This is a genomic window from Paenibacillus sp. 01T431 (assembly GCF_056398625.1).
In genome coordinates, this window is record NZ_JBFTPT010000002.1 from 443905 (window position 1) to 458842 (window position 14938).

Below are 14938 nucleotides of genomic sequence, written 5' to 3' on the forward strand. Positions count from 1 at the left end.
TCTTCTAAATCGGCAATCAAATTAAGTTTAAAGTCAACCTATACATGAAGAGGAGGCGATCGGAGAAATGGACAATTCCCGATATGAAGGATCTTTAAAACTTCATAAATCGTTTAGTCAGCAGTTTTTAATTGGTGCAGCTGTAAATATGAAGACGCTGGTCACACAACGCGAGTTGTTGGCTTATCATTTCAATAGTGTAACGGCTGAAAATGAGATGAAGTTCGAGCGTTTGCATCCTGCAGAACACCAATATACTTTCGAGGATGCGGATCGAATAATGAATTTCGCGAAAGTAAACGGAATGCAAGTAAGAGGGCATACGCTGGTCTGGCATAATCAAACGCCTGCTTGGGTGTTCGAGAATGAGACTGGAGGTCTAGTTGATCGCGATACGCTGTTGGAGCGAATGAAAGCCCACATCAATACAGTGGTTGGGCGTTATAAGGGTCAAATTTATGCATGGGATGTCGTGAATGAAGCCATATCTGATAGTAGCGAAGAACAACTTCGTTCGTCCAAATGGCTCGACATCGTCGGTGAGGAATTCATTTCCAAGGCGTTCGAATATGCGCATGAAGCCGATCCCGAAGCGCTGTTGTTCTATAACGATTATAACGAGTCCGTACCTGAGAAGAGGGAAAAAATTTATAGACTGGTAAAATCTCTGAAGGAGAAGGGCGTGCCAATTCATGGTATCGGACTGCAAGCGCATTGGAATCTATCCCATCCGTCACTGCACGATATCCGAACTGCAATTGAACGTTATGCTTCGCTGGGGCTCAAACTGCATATCACGGAGATGGACGTGTCGGTGTTCGAGTTTGAAGATAAGCGAACCGATCTGATATCGCCTACTTCCGAGATGATGAGTCTTCAGGAGGATAGGTATTCCGAGTTATTCCAGCTGTTCTGCGAATATAGCAATGTGCTGACGAGCGTGACGTTCTGGGGGGCCGCGGACGATTATACTTGGTTGGACAACTTCCCAGTCAGAGGGCGCAAAAATTGGCCATTGCTGTTCGACAAGGAACAACTGCCGAAAGGATCGTACCACAAGTTGGTCAGCAGATAGCAGATACGTTTAAAAGCAAGAATATCGTAAAGCTTTCTTAGCTTAGGTGATCATGCGATTCGATACAACATGAAAGCCCTTCTGCCCGGGTATACCAGGGCTAGAAGGGCTTTCATGTTGTATGGTCATTTATTATATATAGAAATGTCGCTTATATGATGTAGGCGATTCCCTAAATATGCTTTTTTGAATATGCAGGTGAAAAGATCAGTAATAAGAAATTCTCAATACAAAATGAGCTGCGAGTGACTATTGTGTGAAGCCGAAACCAAGAATTGTAAATCGTTTGCTCTCATGCTCTGACGCCATTCTGATTTCCACTGTATGCTCTTTCGATTGCTGCTCCCGAAATAAAATGAGGGCGTGGCAACGCGTCCACTTGACGGTTTGGGACTCCGCCACCTTAACAAGCTTGCCGTCAACCCAAATATCGGCGTTTCCGAAGTCGTTGCTTCCGGAATTTTTATAAATGAGAAGCAGGCTTTTGCAGTGAATCGTCATCGTGAAGCTGTCGCTGCCGGATTCAGATGTATGCATCCAGTTGTCGGGGAATTGGGCTGTGCCGTATGGATGATCATCCATCTCCGCGAATTGGAGTTCGGTATCGGATGCGTAGAAACTGCCTTCCGTAATCTTTGCTACACTAGAACCATTGTCTCTATCCAGCAAACGAACTTCGGCGAAATCGTTGCCGAACATCGGTGGTTTGTCGAGGACGATTTCCTCTTGATTAGGTGCGCAACGATCGGTCTCCATGAATAGCGAGCGCAAGCAGTCGGCCATGATGAGATGTCCCATATTTGTCGGATGATAGATGTCGCTAAAAAATTGCGACTTGGAAATGATGTTGCCCTCGTCCTTCGACTTTTGAAATTGTTTTGTAACTGCATCCTTCACGCTTACCATGGGAAGATCATAATGATAGCCTACAGGAGAAAGTTGTTCCTGCAGATTCCAATCGTTTTCGAACACGCTGAACAGCAGAATGACGGCAGGCGAATTGGCGGCGGCCAGGATTTTCAGTACGAGACTCTCGTAGCAAATCCCTTTCGTCTCGTCGTCAGCGTCATTGACGGCAAACTCCACGACGACGATGTCCGGTTGAACCGTTCCGTTTCTCAGGACATCTCGCTCATAGCGAATCATGCCCAGTTCAGAAGGCGTACCGCCTAAGCCAGCTTTAATAAAGCGAATCTGATTACCTCCGTCCTTACCGAACATCTCTTTAAAAGCGGTATATGTTTGGTGAGCATAGCAGGACGTATGGAGCGGGTCTGCTCCAGCTCCATGAGTAATGGAGCCGCCAATGAAAGCAATCGTAACGTTATCGCCTCTCTTAGCCTTTTCAATGGCGGCTTTCAATCGCTTATTGTTGCCTTTGTCAAGCAGCGATTGGGCGATCATCTCATGATAAGCCTCCGAGTTAACATCAACGAGCTTCTCAGTTGCGTTCAAGGATAGACCATCTGTCATTGTGATTCCCCTTTCTTAGCTTCAATTAGTCTATCTTAGTACAAACCAACCGAACAGCAAACCCGTCAAAGTATAGTTAAAGGTTCAGAAATTCGAGCCATGATAACGAAATAGATTGGCTAGCAGTATTCGCATCCATTTATACGAAAAGGAGTACTGTACTTGTTTTACATAACAACTAATATGATGGATCCTAAATGTTGAAAAGTAGGTTTTATTGCACATTAAGAATTTCTTGGAAGTATTGGCTAGTAAATTTACAATCACTCCATCGCAGAATATATCAATTATACGTGAGTATAGATCATTGTTTTTAGGCTGCTGGTAATTTACTATTTATTAGAAAGTTGGTAATTAATCGAATAATAAACAATGCATTTACGGAGGTGTATGGGCTGGAAAGGAAATGGAAGCACGGATAGGGGAGTGTTACCCGGTTGCCTGGACATCGCGAAATATTTCTTTTCTACAATATTGGAAGCGCTTCCAAACATTTTATTTATAGGGGGATTACATGGTGCGTATAAAAGAATACAGGATGAGAAGTGAATCTATTAAAAAATTTCTCTACATACTGCCTTTCATGGGTTTACTTGCTACCTTTGCATACTACCCGCTATATGGTTGGGTTTATGCCTTCTTTGACTATACGCCGCCGACACCTTTGTCTCAATCCACTTATGTTGGTTTCAAGTGGTTTCGTTCCTTAGTTGAAAACCAAGTAAAGATAGACCAATTGCTTCAGGTTATCAAAAATACGTTTGGGATGAGCGGCTTGGGCCTGCTCTTCTCATGGCTTCCAATGATATTTGCTATATTTTTGAATGAAATAAAAGCTTTGCGTTTCCGGAAGTTTGTGCAGACGGTAACGACCTTGCCAAACTTTATCAGCTGGGTACTGGTCTATTCACTGGCCTTTTCTATGTTATCGAGTGAAGGCATCATTAACGGCCTATTGAATCAACTGGGACTCATCGATTCTCCGATCCTATTCCTTCAAGACTCTGAACATGTATGGATCACCATGTGGGGGTGGTCAATATGGAAAACATTGGGCTGGTCAGCCATCCTGTATATAGCAGCCATTATGAGTATAGATGAATCCCTTTATGAAGCGGCGCGTGTAGACGGTGCGACAAGGATGCAGGTCATATGGCATGTGATTTTACCAAGTCTGATGTCAACTTATTTTGTTTTGTTAATGCTGCAAATTGCGAGCTTCCTGAATAACGGCTTGGAGCAATATTTTGTTTTTCAAAATGCATTTAACAAAGAAAACATACAGGTTCTGGATTTATATGTGTACAACCTAGCCATGGGGGGCGGTAGCTATTCCGTTTCTGTTGCGATCAGCATGCTGAAGAGCTTGGTCAGTGTTGTGCTTCTCTTTTCAGTGAATGGATTATCAAAAATGATAAGAGGAGAGAGCGTGGTATGAGCGAAAAAGCAGCAGGCCTGGCAGCGAACACTGTTAACAACAACAACAAAAAGCATTCCAGCATAACCGACATCTTGATCTCATCATTGATTTATACCTTGTATACGCTGTTTGCTCTAATTTGTATTTTTCCATTTTACTCTATCATTATCAATACAATAAGTGCCAATGATCTTAGCGCCAGAGGTGATATTGTATTCTACCCGCAGCAAATCCATTTCCAGAACTACTTGGATGTATTTAAGATTCCGGGACTATGGAACGCTGCCGTTGTATCTTTGGGAAGAACGCTGATCGGGACTTCTTTGACCGTTGGGGCTTCAGCCTTTTTGGGATTCATGTTTTCTCAGGAGGATATGTGGGGGAGAAAGTTCTGGTACCGCTTCACAATAATTACGATGTTTTTTAATGCAGGAATTATTCCGTGGTATCTCACCATGCGCTCCTTGCATCTGACAAACCATTTTTTGGCCTACATTTTGCCGACAATAGTAGCCCCGTTTTTTATCATTCTTGTAAAAACCTTTGTGGAATCAACGCCTAAGGAATTGCAGCAGGCTGCAAGTATCGATGGGGCTGGGGTTATGACCATTTTCTTCAAAGTGATATTGCCTATAAGCAAGCCGATATTGGCTACAGTTGCCATATTTGCAGCGGTGGATCAATGGAACTCTTTTCAGGATACACTGCTGCTCGTCACAGACAGCAAATTGTATAGCCTGCAGTTCATTTTATATAACTATATCAATCAAGCAAGCTCATTATCTACCATGGTCAATCTTCAAAATGCCGGTTCTACAGCCATGGCAACTCTGGCAACCAAGCAAACGACAACATCAATCCGTATGACGGTTACCATTATTGTTGTTGCGCCTATATTGCTGGTTTATCCGATCTTCCAGAGGTTTTTTGTAAAAGGGATTATGATAGGGGCAGTGAAAGGCTAACCTGCACCATTATAATAAAAAAATGAATTGAGGGGGTTTACCATTGAGTAATCGTCATAAAGCGGTGAAAAAATCGATGGTGGTGTTGTTTACTTGCMTATTCATGGTGACAACAGCATTGGCCGGCTGCAGCAAATCGGAGCCCAGCACTAATGAATCGGGACCACAAAACCACACCAAGATTGATCACAGCAAGCCGCTAACCCTTACCGTATTCAGCAACGCGGCAAATTACCAAGGAGAGCAGACCGGGTGGTATGGGAAGCTTCTCAAAGACAAGTTTAATATTACGTTGAACATTCTTGCACCTCAGGTAGCCGGCGACCAGTTATACAAGACAAGATCGGCAGCAGGTGATCTGGGAGATATTCTGATCATCGAGAATAGTCAGTTGGAAGAGTTGATTCCGGTAGGTCTTGTTATGGATATCACCGATCGGGTTGCGAATACGAAGTACCTGTCACAATATGTGGACAATCACTTCAAGCCTTTTAATGGAGGATTTGATAAAGTAAATCCGGAAGGCAAGATTTATGGTCTGCCGACTTTTGTAGCGGATACTTCACCAACGACATTTTCAGAAGAACTGCCTTACTCCAGTCCAATCCTGCCTTGGGATTACTATAAGGGAGTAGGAGCTCCTAAGCTGAACAATCTGACCGATCTACTGAATGTACTGAAGCAGATGCAGGCAGAATACCCTAAGACGCCAGACGGCAAACCGATCGTTCCGATCACGCTGTGGAAGGATTGGGACGGCGGGGGGATGGAAAATGTACGCTGGTTGAGCAACTGGTACGGTTATGAACAGCCAAATGGTACCTCTACGATACAGTTGAATGCAAAAGGCGACATCGTTCCGCTCATCGATGACAACAGTATGTACAAAAAAATTGTGCAATTCTATTTTACTGCAAATCAAATGGGACTGATCGATCCGGATTCGGCATCTCAGGACTGGAACAAGGTTGCTGAGAAGCTTACCAACAAGCAGGTGCTTCTTTTGTGGTACTCATGGCAAAGAGGGTTTTACAACTCGATTGAAAGAGGGATGAACGGAGATGGGAATGTCGCAGTTCCGATCGCTGACACCCGAATCATTCAAAGCAGCGATGCTTATTACGGCAGCGGGAGAGTATTTGCAGTCGGTTCAAAAGCCAAGGAACCCGACAGAATTATGGAATTCTTGGATTGGTTCGTGTCTCCTGAAGGCCTTCGCTACACGACGAATGGTTTTGAAGGCTTCAACTACGAAAAGACAGCAGACGGCAAGTTTAAGCTGACCCAAGTCGGTCAAACGGCATTTCAGGAGAATACACCTGTTCCGGAGGAATACGGGGGCGGCGGGTACCAGGATGGCCAAAGCAAGATCAATAGTATGATCATGAGCGATTTTGTGAAGGACCCCGATTCAGGAGAGTTTTATAACAATAATTACTGGAGCTCTACAAAAGAAGCTAACAAGACAACTTTAACGACAGATTGGCAGAGTACATTTAATGCAACGAACGCAACAGAATACTACCTGAAAAATAATATGATCGATATTGTACCTAACATTAATACAAGTTTCGGTGTTGATTCATCAGATATCAAAAACAAGCGAAGCCAAATATCGGATTATGTAAAAAACACATCATGGAAAATGGTATTCGCAAAAAATCAAGGGGATTTCGACCAGCTGTGGGCAAAGATGAAGACAGATGTGGTGGGTCTGGGTTGGAATGATGTCGTTGCCTCGGATACGGAAAAAGCTAAAAAAATCGTTCAAATGCGTGCTGAAGCGTTGGCAAGCAAATAAATAAAATCTTTCATAATTTCAAACAAGAGGGGTATGAATGAATAATCATACTCCTCTCCTTTACTAGATTACTTAGATTGAAGGGAGTCGTTATCATTGCTTAGAGTCATAAAGGTTAACAATGGAATGGTCCAGGGTCTTCCAGCAGCGGATCCGCGAATTACAAGCTTCAAAGGAATCCCATTCGCCGCTCCACCTGTAGGCGAAAACCGCTGGCGTGCCCCTCAGCCCGCGCAAGATTGGGAAGGCATATTCAAAGCATTCGAATTCTCGCCGATATCGATGCAGGTGAGACAAGAGATCGACGAAAATAATATCTATACCCGGGAGTGGGCCGTGGAACCTGACATTGCGATGGACGAGGATTGCCTTTACCTAAACGTATGGACACCAGCCAATCGTGCAGATGAAAAACTACCAGTCTATGTATGGTATTTTGGCGGAGGACTGCAAGTTGGCCATCCTTCCGAAATGGAGTTTGACGGCGAACGCATGGCTAGACGGGGCATCGTTGTGGTTACGATCAACTATCGTCTGAATGTCTTTGGGTTCTTGTCCCATCCCGACATTACGGCGGAAGCCCCAGAAGCTCCCGCTAACTTCGGCAATCTCGACCAGCAGGCGGCTACAAGGTGGGTCAAGAGCAATATTGAAGCTTTCGGCGGCGATCCTGACAATATCACCATCGGAGGGCAGTCCGCCGGCGGTGGAAGCGTCATGAGCCAGCTTACTTCACCTCAGAATGAAGGGCTCTTTCAAAGGGCAATTATACAAAGCGGAATCTTTACTCCGTTATACCCGGGAAATCTTATGCCGCTTCTTCGGAGCAGCTTGGCAGAAGCGGAACAGGACGGTGTGAGGTTTTTTGAGTATCTCGGTATATCCTCGCTTGCAGAAGCCAGGAAGCTGGATGCGGTGTATCTCCGCGACAAGGCGGTGGAGTACCATGGATTCTGGGGCACCGTCGCAGATCAAGTGTTTAGCTTGGGTAACCCGTTTGAATTGTTTCTTCAAAACAAGCGCTGGATGGTACCGGTAATGTTCGGTCATACGTCCACCGAGTTTTTCAGCGTTCCGCAAGTCGACACCATTGACGACTTCAAGCAAATGGCCATCGCTTTGTTTGGCAATGATGCCGATACCTTTATGGAGCTTTGCAGCGTTCAGCCTGATCATCTCGAAGAGAGCAAGAAGAAGGCCTCGGTGAGCGGCATTGAATATGCCATTCGAATTGCTGCGCAAGGGAGCGCCGATGCTGGTGCCGATACCCCGCTGTATTACTATAATTTTGATGCTGAAATACCGGGTTGGGATAACCCTGGCACTTTTCACTCGGTGGACCTCTGGTTTTTCTTCGAGACGCTCGCTAAATGCTGGAGACCATTTGTAGGCAAACATTATGATTTGGCGCGCCAGATGTGCAATTACTGGGTGAATTTCATCCAGTCGGGAGACCCGAACGGACTCGATGCTACAGGAGAGGAATTGCCGCAATGGGAGCCCTATACACCCGAAGCCCCGTATGGGATGCTGTTCGCAGATCGGGCCGAGTTTTCTAAGGAGCAGCCTAGCGAAATTATGAAGTTTCTAGTGGAACAATATTTCAAGAACAACAGGCTGAACCGCAGCGCCCCTTCATTCGGATGAACCGATTTTGACATAGCTGTCCGGGATGGAAATTATTCATTTGCATGCTTTTGAAATTTTCTTGGCGAATACCCCGTTATTTGTTTGAATTGCCTGCAGAAGTGTTCCACATTATGATAACCGCTAAGAGAGGCTATTTCAGCAATGCTCTGATTGCTGTGAATTAAGTATTCTTTGGCCATTCGAATGCGGCTGTTGATGACATCATCCATGCAAGAGGTACCAAATGTCTTTTTGTAAATATTCTGAAGATAGCCCGGACTGATACAGAGATAATCCGCCATTTTCGAAACCGTCCAATAATCGCCAGGATGGTTTTGAATGGCGATGCGAAGCTTCAATAAAGGATAATGTTGAGGCAAAATGTCAACTTGAAAGTAAGATTCTAATAGCTTGTTGAACAGCGTACGGAGTAAACAGTCAATGGAGGATTTTTTGTAATCTCGATTAAAGCTGTGTTCAATGACGAGCAGTTCAAATAACTTGTAGCAGTAGTCCGGATCATTTAGAAAAAAGGGAACGCCTAACGGAAGCGAAGATTCCGTAAAGTAAGGTTCATTGGTTTCGAAGCGAATCCAGTCATTGACGAATTGATTCGCACAGGCCTGGTAATATACTTTTTGTTGCGGGCAATAGAGAATGGCGTTATGGGCGGGATATTCCTTTAATTCGCCATTGACCCAGAATTGTGCGGGAGTTTTGTTGATGACAAGGAGCCAGTGATTGCCAATGGGGACATCGATAACAAAATTTTTTTCGTGCGTAGTATTGCATTCTACATAATGAATATGGGTCATGAGCCCCTCCTTGTAATTAGATCTACTATATTAAGTAGAAGAAATTTATGGATTAATATTCAAATGCGTTACAACAACCAATAATATAAACTAATGGTAAAAGGTTGAATTGAAATTATGCCCTTTCGGCTTTCCGAGCGGAAGCGAAAGGGCTAAAAAGTTATATTCTCGTTAGTTGAAGCTTTGTTATAGTTGTCATCAACCTTTCACACCGCCAACGACCATCCCTTTGACAAAATACTTCTGTAGAAACGGATAGACCATAATAATGGGCAAGCTGGCTACTATCGTCATCGTTGCGCGAACCGATGTTGGCGTAACCGTCGTTACATTGCCCTGGGCATTAGCAAAGGCATCGGCAGCCGAGCCGCCTGAGCTCGTTGTAGCGCTTGATGTAGACAATACCTTCATCAGTTCATACTGCAAGGTGCTTAGTTCTGGCCGGGAAGAGTTGTACAAAAATACATCAAACCAGGAGTTCCACTGGGATACCGCTACGAATAGAGACACCGTAGCAAGAGCCGGTATAGTAAGCGGGAGCACAATGCGCGTAAATGTGATAAAGTCTCCAGCACCATCCATTTTGGCCGACTCCATAATGCCCTCCGGCAATCCTTCAATGAAGGAACGGATAACAATCATATTAAACACGCCGATAATGCCGGGGATAATGTATACCCAGAAGCTGTTCAACATCCCAAGCTCTTTGGTCAGCAGGTAGGTCGGAATCAAGCCGCCGCTGAAATACATCGTGAAAATAAAGATCATAGATACCATTTTTTTCAATGCATATTCAGGACGGCTAATGGTATAGGCCAGCATCGCTGTACAAAAGACGGAGATGATTGTCCCGATAATCGTGCGCGCCGCGGAGATAAAGGTCGCATAAAACACATTGGATTCGTTGAACACATATTCAAAGTTTCTCAGCGTCCATTCGCGTGGCCAAATATAAATGCTGCCTCGAATCGAATCATTCGCATCGTTAAATGACAGGGCAAACATGTTCAAGAAGGGATAAAGGGTCAAAATAACCAGAATAATCATAAAAATAATATTACACACATCGAATATTTTATCGCCTATCGATGAATTTCGAGCTGATTTGGCTTGTTCCATAGCCTTTGCCTCCTTTCAATTAGTACAATCTGCTTTCGCCCATTCGTTTGGCGAGGTTGTTGGCTGCGATGAGGAAGATGAAGCTGACCACGGTTTTAAACATCCCGGCGGCGGTCGCCAAGCCAAAGTTATTCATTTGCATCCCGTATTTCAAGACGAAGATGTCCAGATTTTCCGAAAATTCAACATTGATACCGTTCCCCAGCAAGTACTGTGCTTCGAACCCGGACTCCAGAATATGGCCCAAATTCATAATGAGCAGGATGACAATGACCGGCTTCATGCCCGGAAGCGTAACATGCCACATCCGTTGAAGGCGCGAAGCGCCATCCATTTCAGCCGCTTCATATTGAGTCGGATCAATCGTTGTAATAGCGGCCAAATAAATGATGGTATTCCAGCCGACATTTTTCCAAACTTCCGTTACTCCGAGAATTCCCCAGAAATATTCGCCAACTCCCAACCACAAAATAGGATGATCGATGAGCTGCAATCGGAGCAGCAATACATTGACGATACCCTCTGGCGCGAGTGCGGTTTGCACGATATTTGCAGCGACTACCCATGAAATAAAATGCGGCAAGTAGCTAATCGTCTGCACCGTTCGCTTGAAGTAAACCTTGCGCAATTCATTTAGCAGCAGCGCCAGCACAATGGCCGTTGCAAATCCCAGTACCAGATTAATAGAACTCATAACGAGCGTATTACGCAGGACTAGATAAAACTGCTGTTCCTGAAACAAAGATTTGAAGTTATCTAAACCGATCCAGGTCTGGTCAAAAAGATCCTTTGCCAATTTGAATTTTTGAAAGGCAATCGTCCATCCCCAGAGCGGAATATATTTAAATAGGATAACCCAGACGAGAAAAGGCAATGACATCAGCATTAGCATTTTCTGTTTGGATAATGTTTTGAATAAGGTTCTCAGGCGCGAATCGACAGAAGTCGATCCTGCCAGCTGTACTGCATGTTTCTTCACCCGATCCGTCTCCCTTCCGGCTAAAACTGTCTCTCTTGAGCAAGCTTAGAAGGGAAAAGTGAAGTGGCTTCACTTTTCCCGGTTCATTATTATCATTCAGATCCTGCTGTCTACCAATTGCCTTCGATACGATCCTTTACTTTGGCGGTAACAAATTTTTCAAATCCAGCAGAACCTAGCTTATTAAATTCTGCGATGTATTCATTCCAAATGGACTCAAAGGCTGTCTCAGAAGCGAACACCATTTTTGGATAGTATTTCTGCTGTAGATCGCCTGCTTTCTGATTGAAGATTTGTTCAGGAGAGCCTTGTTCCTTCTCGATACTCCAGGCAGGGTACCAAGCGCGTTCTACCGGTTCGGAGTAAAAGCCGGAGAAGGTCTTCAGACCGTAGGCCTTTAGCAGGGCTAGATCGCCCTCCGTGTAATTAACCGCCGCTACCTCTGGCTGACTAGTAGGCACATGAGCGTTGCCGTCCTCGTACACCGAGTTGTTGCCATAACGCGGCCACTCATAATCGAAGTATGCCCAGCCGTATTTGCGTTTGAATTCATTGTCGTTGCGGTTGGCTACTTGCTCCTTGCTCATGATGAAACGGCCTTCTTCATTTACCGAATAGGCGACATCTTTCTCACCCCATTGAATGAGCTTCTGATTTTCTTCGGTCAACAGGTTATCCCAATATTTAATGATTCGTATCGGATCCTCAGCGCTCACGGTAATTCCGAGCCCTCGGTTGTTTACAAAGGAGGGAGGATCGATATAGGCATCTGTTATGCTTTCGTCAAAGACAATGGGAAGTGCCACATAACGTAGGTCGTCATTGCCTGCCGCTTTCAAATTGTTGGTAGCATCGCCAATCTGCCAAGCATAGTTGACATATCCGAGCACGCGGCCGGACGTAAGTTTAGCGAGGTACTGGTCTTTGTTAGCAGTAAAGGTTTCCGGGTCAAGCAAGCTTTTCCGGTTCATCGCATTTAATGAAGAAAGCCAGCGCCTCTCATATTCGCTAGCCATATAAAGCTTGGCTTCATGAGTTTGCATGTCAACCATGACGTTGCCGTCGTTTGGATATCCGGCTAGATGCATCGGCTGATTGGTGATGGTGAAAAACTCGCCAGGGGTGCCAGCGAAAGTAAGGAAGCCAATCGTACCTTTTCCGTCTACCGTAGGGTATTTGGCTTGATACTGCTCGATCAGATCAAAATATTGATCAAGCGTTTTCACTTCCGGATAACCAAATTCTTTCAGTACACGTCTTTGCATCCAAAATGTACTGGACGCGTCCGGCTCCATCAAGTAGCCGTTTACATTGGCCGTGAAAGGAAGAATATAGATGTTTCCGTCCTCATTCGTGATCTTGTCCATATAATCGCCGTAGACACGCTTGATGTTAGGACCATACTTCTCAATCAGATCGTTGAGCGGGATGAATGCGCCTGCATCCAGAAGCTTAGAAAGCTCGCCTACTGGAGAGATGACATCAGGATAATCGCCGCCGGCGATCATGACTCCAGACTTTGTGCTTGCATCTCCTACTACATATTCCATCTTCCAATCGACACCTGTCTGACCTTGGAGGATCTTGCCGATGGTTGTGTTGCTTGCAAGCACGTCTTTATTCGTACCGAAAGCGAAGTAATCGTAGGTTACCGGTTCTGTACTTACCTCGCTTTTCGTTCCTTCTGCCGCTTTGTTTCCTCCTGCATCATTATTTGAGCAGCCAGCAAGGAGGATTGTCATAGCCGTTAGAACGGCCAGGCTGGATTGCAGCCATTTTTTGTTGCGCATTGCTGTATCCCCTTTCTCTATCAAAGTATTGTAAGCACTTTCAGTATAGAAGATAGTGTTTATGATTGTTATATAGCAAAGCTTAGATCGGTCTTTGAATAATTAAGTACTTATTGCTCGGAATTTATCTTTTTTTTTTCCAGCGGTAGACGCAGCATGATCCGTGAGCCTCCCCCTGGAGAACTGTCAATCGTGAAGCTGAACGATTCACCGTAGCATATTTTCAGGCGAGTAATGACATTTTTCATTCCGATGGAATCGCCCATAATCGCTTCCTCATGGAGATAATGATGAAGCTCGCTGATCTTCTCCTGATCCATGCCTACCCCGTTGTCTACAATAAGGAAGACAATCTGACCTTGTTCTTGCGCGATCTGAATCGTAATATAACCGATGCCTGGCACACTCTCAATGCCATGAATGCTTGCATTTTCTACAAATGGCAAAAAGGTCATCTTCGGAATTTCAATATCCAGCAAGGATTGATCCACCTCGATATGAAACTCTAGTTTCGTATCGAAACGGTACTTCTGAATTTCCAGGAAGCTTTCCATTAATTCAAGCTCCTCGCGAATCGTAACGAAGCTTCGCTTCCAAAGAATTGATTTACGGAAAATTTTCGCCATGTTCTGAATCGTCTTGGCCGTCTGCAGCTCGCCCTTCATCTGACTCCGCATTCGGATCGTTTCGAGCGCGTTGAATAAAAAGTGGGGGTTGATCTGACTGTGCAGCGCGTGCAGTTGAGCTTGTCTTTGGCTTAGCTCCAGCTCTTTCTTCTGAATTTCTGTAACATACACATCATTGATCAGATTCTCAATCCTCTCGCTCATTCGGTTGAACTCCACTGCAAGCTCGCCGACCTCATCCCGTTCTCGATGATAAGGAATACGTTCGAAGTTTTTGCCTTTTACGGATTTCATGTGTTTCAGAATCTTTTGAATGCGTGTATGGATCGAGCGGGAAACAATAACAATCACAATCGTAGGCACAAGGAAATTAATCCCTGCAAACCAAAGGATAAATTGCCCTGATCGCCGGACATCATATAAAATTTTCTCTTCATCCAATACTCCGTATATCGTCCAGTCTCCCAAATAGCGGTTGTTATGATATTGCTTGCTAATGATGATCGCCTTATTCGGTACGGGTATTTCCTTGAGACTTAGTGTCCGTCCTGTTTTGATCAGATCACTTGGTTGACCGTTGGACAGACGGCCGTATCGAGCTTGAGAAGACGGATCCATAAAGTAAAAATCCCCCTCAAAGCTGGATAAATCAAGAATTTGGTTAATGTATTTCATATTTAAGTCGATTTTCATGACATGCTCATAGGTTTCAAACCGGGGATCGGATAGCTTTTGAATAACGCTGATACTGTCGGACGTCACATACAAATAGGGATACGTGTTATTGAAATTTTTAATTTGATGATACCAATCCGTATTCCGCATCTCGTTCTCGAGCCTGATGATATGGCTCGAAGCCAGTATCGACGGATTGTCGCTCATAATCACAACAGAGCTGATGGATTTGTACTCCTTGTCGGCTCGGTTGAACAGATTGGATATGGCATTTAGAGACTCCACATAGTGGTCATGAGAGGCATGGAGGGTGTTTAAATGATTGTTGAGCTGCTTGTTAATCGAATACAGATAGGAAATACCTGCTGCATCTTCAATGACTGCCCCAAATTCGGCTTTTAAAAGATTTATCGCTTGTTCCGCATCTGTCGTTTTCTGATTTTTGATGTTAATGGTAGTCACATGATAGAACATCACGTTAGTCAGTACGATCGGTATGAATACGCATACAATATAAATGAAGACCAGTTTATTTCGGAGCTTCAGATGATGAAGCCGATAGTTGAGCACG

The 14938-nt window shown here is 44.5% G+C and carries 11 protein-coding genes; 5 read left to right on the forward strand and 6 right to left on the reverse strand.

Going from position 1 to position 14938, the window contains the following annotated elements:
- The first annotated feature begins 67 nt into the window (after positions 1–67).
- On the forward strand, positions 68–1075 hold the full coding sequence (locus AC1DM9_RS04495) for an endo-1,4-beta-xylanase (protein WP_477508872.1): 1008 nt from the start codon (positions 68–70) through the stop codon (positions 1073–1075).
- Between the two features lie 249 nt (positions 1076–1324).
- Here the strand turns inward: AC1DM9_RS04495 and AC1DM9_RS04500 are convergent, their stop codons facing one another.
- Positions 1325–2548, reverse strand: a complete 1224-nt coding sequence (locus AC1DM9_RS04500) for an SGNH/GDSL hydrolase family protein (protein ID WP_477508871.1) — start codon at positions 2546–2548, stop codon at positions 1325–1327.
- 583 nt (positions 2549–3131) lie between these two features.
- Between AC1DM9_RS04500 and AC1DM9_RS04505 the strand changes: the two genes are divergently transcribed.
- The 4 genes from AC1DM9_RS04505 to AC1DM9_RS04520 all read left to right on the forward strand — a co-directional run bounded on the left by AC1DM9_RS04505 (position 3132) and on the right by AC1DM9_RS04520 (position 8381).
- Entirely contained in the window at positions 3132–3986 is an 855-nt protein-coding gene (locus tag AC1DM9_RS04505; protein ID WP_477578758.1) for an ABC transporter permease subunit, read from the forward strand.
- Complete coding sequence (locus AC1DM9_RS04510) at positions 3983–4933, forward strand: carbohydrate ABC transporter permease (protein WP_477578760.1); 951 nt, start codon at positions 3983–3985, stop codon at positions 4931–4933. Before AC1DM9_RS04505 ends, AC1DM9_RS04510 begins: the two co-directional genes overlap by 4 nt.
- A 43-nt stretch (positions 4934–4976) precedes the next feature.
- Entirely contained in the window at positions 4977–6734 is a 1758-nt protein-coding gene (locus tag AC1DM9_RS04515) for a type 2 periplasmic-binding domain-containing protein (RefSeq protein ID WP_477578762.1), read from the forward strand.
- 96 nt (positions 6735–6830) lie between these two features.
- A complete protein-coding gene (locus tag AC1DM9_RS04520) occupies positions 6831–8381 on the forward strand; it encodes a carboxylesterase/lipase family protein (protein WP_477578764.1) in 1551 nt (516 codons plus the stop codon).
- Between the two features lie 32 nt (positions 8382–8413).
- On the opposite strand, the gene AC1DM9_RS04525 is transcribed toward AC1DM9_RS04520, so the two are convergent.
- The 5 genes from AC1DM9_RS04525 to AC1DM9_RS04545 all read right to left on the reverse strand — a co-directional run bounded on the left by AC1DM9_RS04525 (position 8414) and on the right by AC1DM9_RS04545 (position 14937).
- Positions 8414–9178 (reverse strand): helix-turn-helix transcriptional regulator, encoded by a 765-nt coding sequence (locus AC1DM9_RS04525; protein ID WP_477578766.1) that lies wholly within the window; start codon positions 9176–9178, stop codon positions 8414–8416.
- 198 nt (positions 9179–9376) lie between these two features.
- Complete coding sequence (locus tag AC1DM9_RS04530) at positions 9377–10297, reverse strand: carbohydrate ABC transporter permease (protein WP_339204221.1); 921 nt, start codon at positions 10295–10297, stop codon at positions 9377–9379.
- A gap of 19 nt (positions 10298–10316) precedes the next feature.
- A complete protein-coding gene (locus tag AC1DM9_RS04535; RefSeq protein ID WP_421924217.1) occupies positions 10317–11225 on the reverse strand; it encodes an ABC transporter permease in 909 nt (302 codons plus the stop codon).
- A 161-nt stretch (positions 11226–11386) separates the two neighbouring features.
- On the reverse strand, positions 11387–13066 hold the full coding sequence (locus AC1DM9_RS04540) for an ABC transporter substrate-binding protein (protein WP_477578768.1): 1680 nt from the start codon (positions 13064–13066) through the stop codon (positions 11387–11389).
- Positions 13067–13176: 110 nt separating this feature from the next.
- Positions 13177–14937 carry a sensor histidine kinase gene (locus tag AC1DM9_RS04545; RefSeq protein ID WP_477578770.1) on the reverse strand — a complete coding sequence of 587 codons (1761 nt, stop codon included), beginning with the start codon at positions 14935–14937 and terminating at the stop codon, positions 13177–13179.
- Position 14938 lies beyond the last annotated feature (1 nt).

Excerpts from the sequence above, each read along its gene's own strand:
- AC1DM9_RS04505 (WP_477578758.1), top strand. The coding sequence starts at position 3,132 with ATGGGTTTACTTGCTACCTTTGCATACTACCCGCTATATGGTTGGGTT.
- AC1DM9_RS04540 (WP_477578768.1), bottom strand. The coding sequence starts at position 13,066 with ATGCGCAACAAAAAATGGCTGCAATCCAGCCTGGCCGTTCTAACGGCT.
- AC1DM9_RS04500 (WP_477508871.1), bottom strand. The coding sequence starts at position 2,548 with ATGACAGATGGTCTATCCTTGAACGCAACTGAGAAGCTCGTTGATGTT.
- AC1DM9_RS04510 (WP_477578760.1), top strand. The coding sequence starts at position 3,983 with ATGAGCGAAAAAGCAGCAGGCCTGGCAGCGAACACTGTTAACAACAAC.
- AC1DM9_RS04530 (WP_339204221.1), bottom strand. The coding sequence starts at position 10,297 with ATGGAACAAGCCAAATCAGCTCGAAATTCATCGATAGGCGATAAAATA.
- AC1DM9_RS04495 (WP_477508872.1), top strand. The coding sequence starts at position 68 with ATGGACAATTCCCGATATGAAGGATCTTTAAAACTTCATAAATCGTTT.
- AC1DM9_RS04525 (WP_477578766.1), bottom strand. The coding sequence starts at position 9,178 with ATGACCCATATTCATTATGTAGAATGCAATACTACGCACGAAAAAAAT.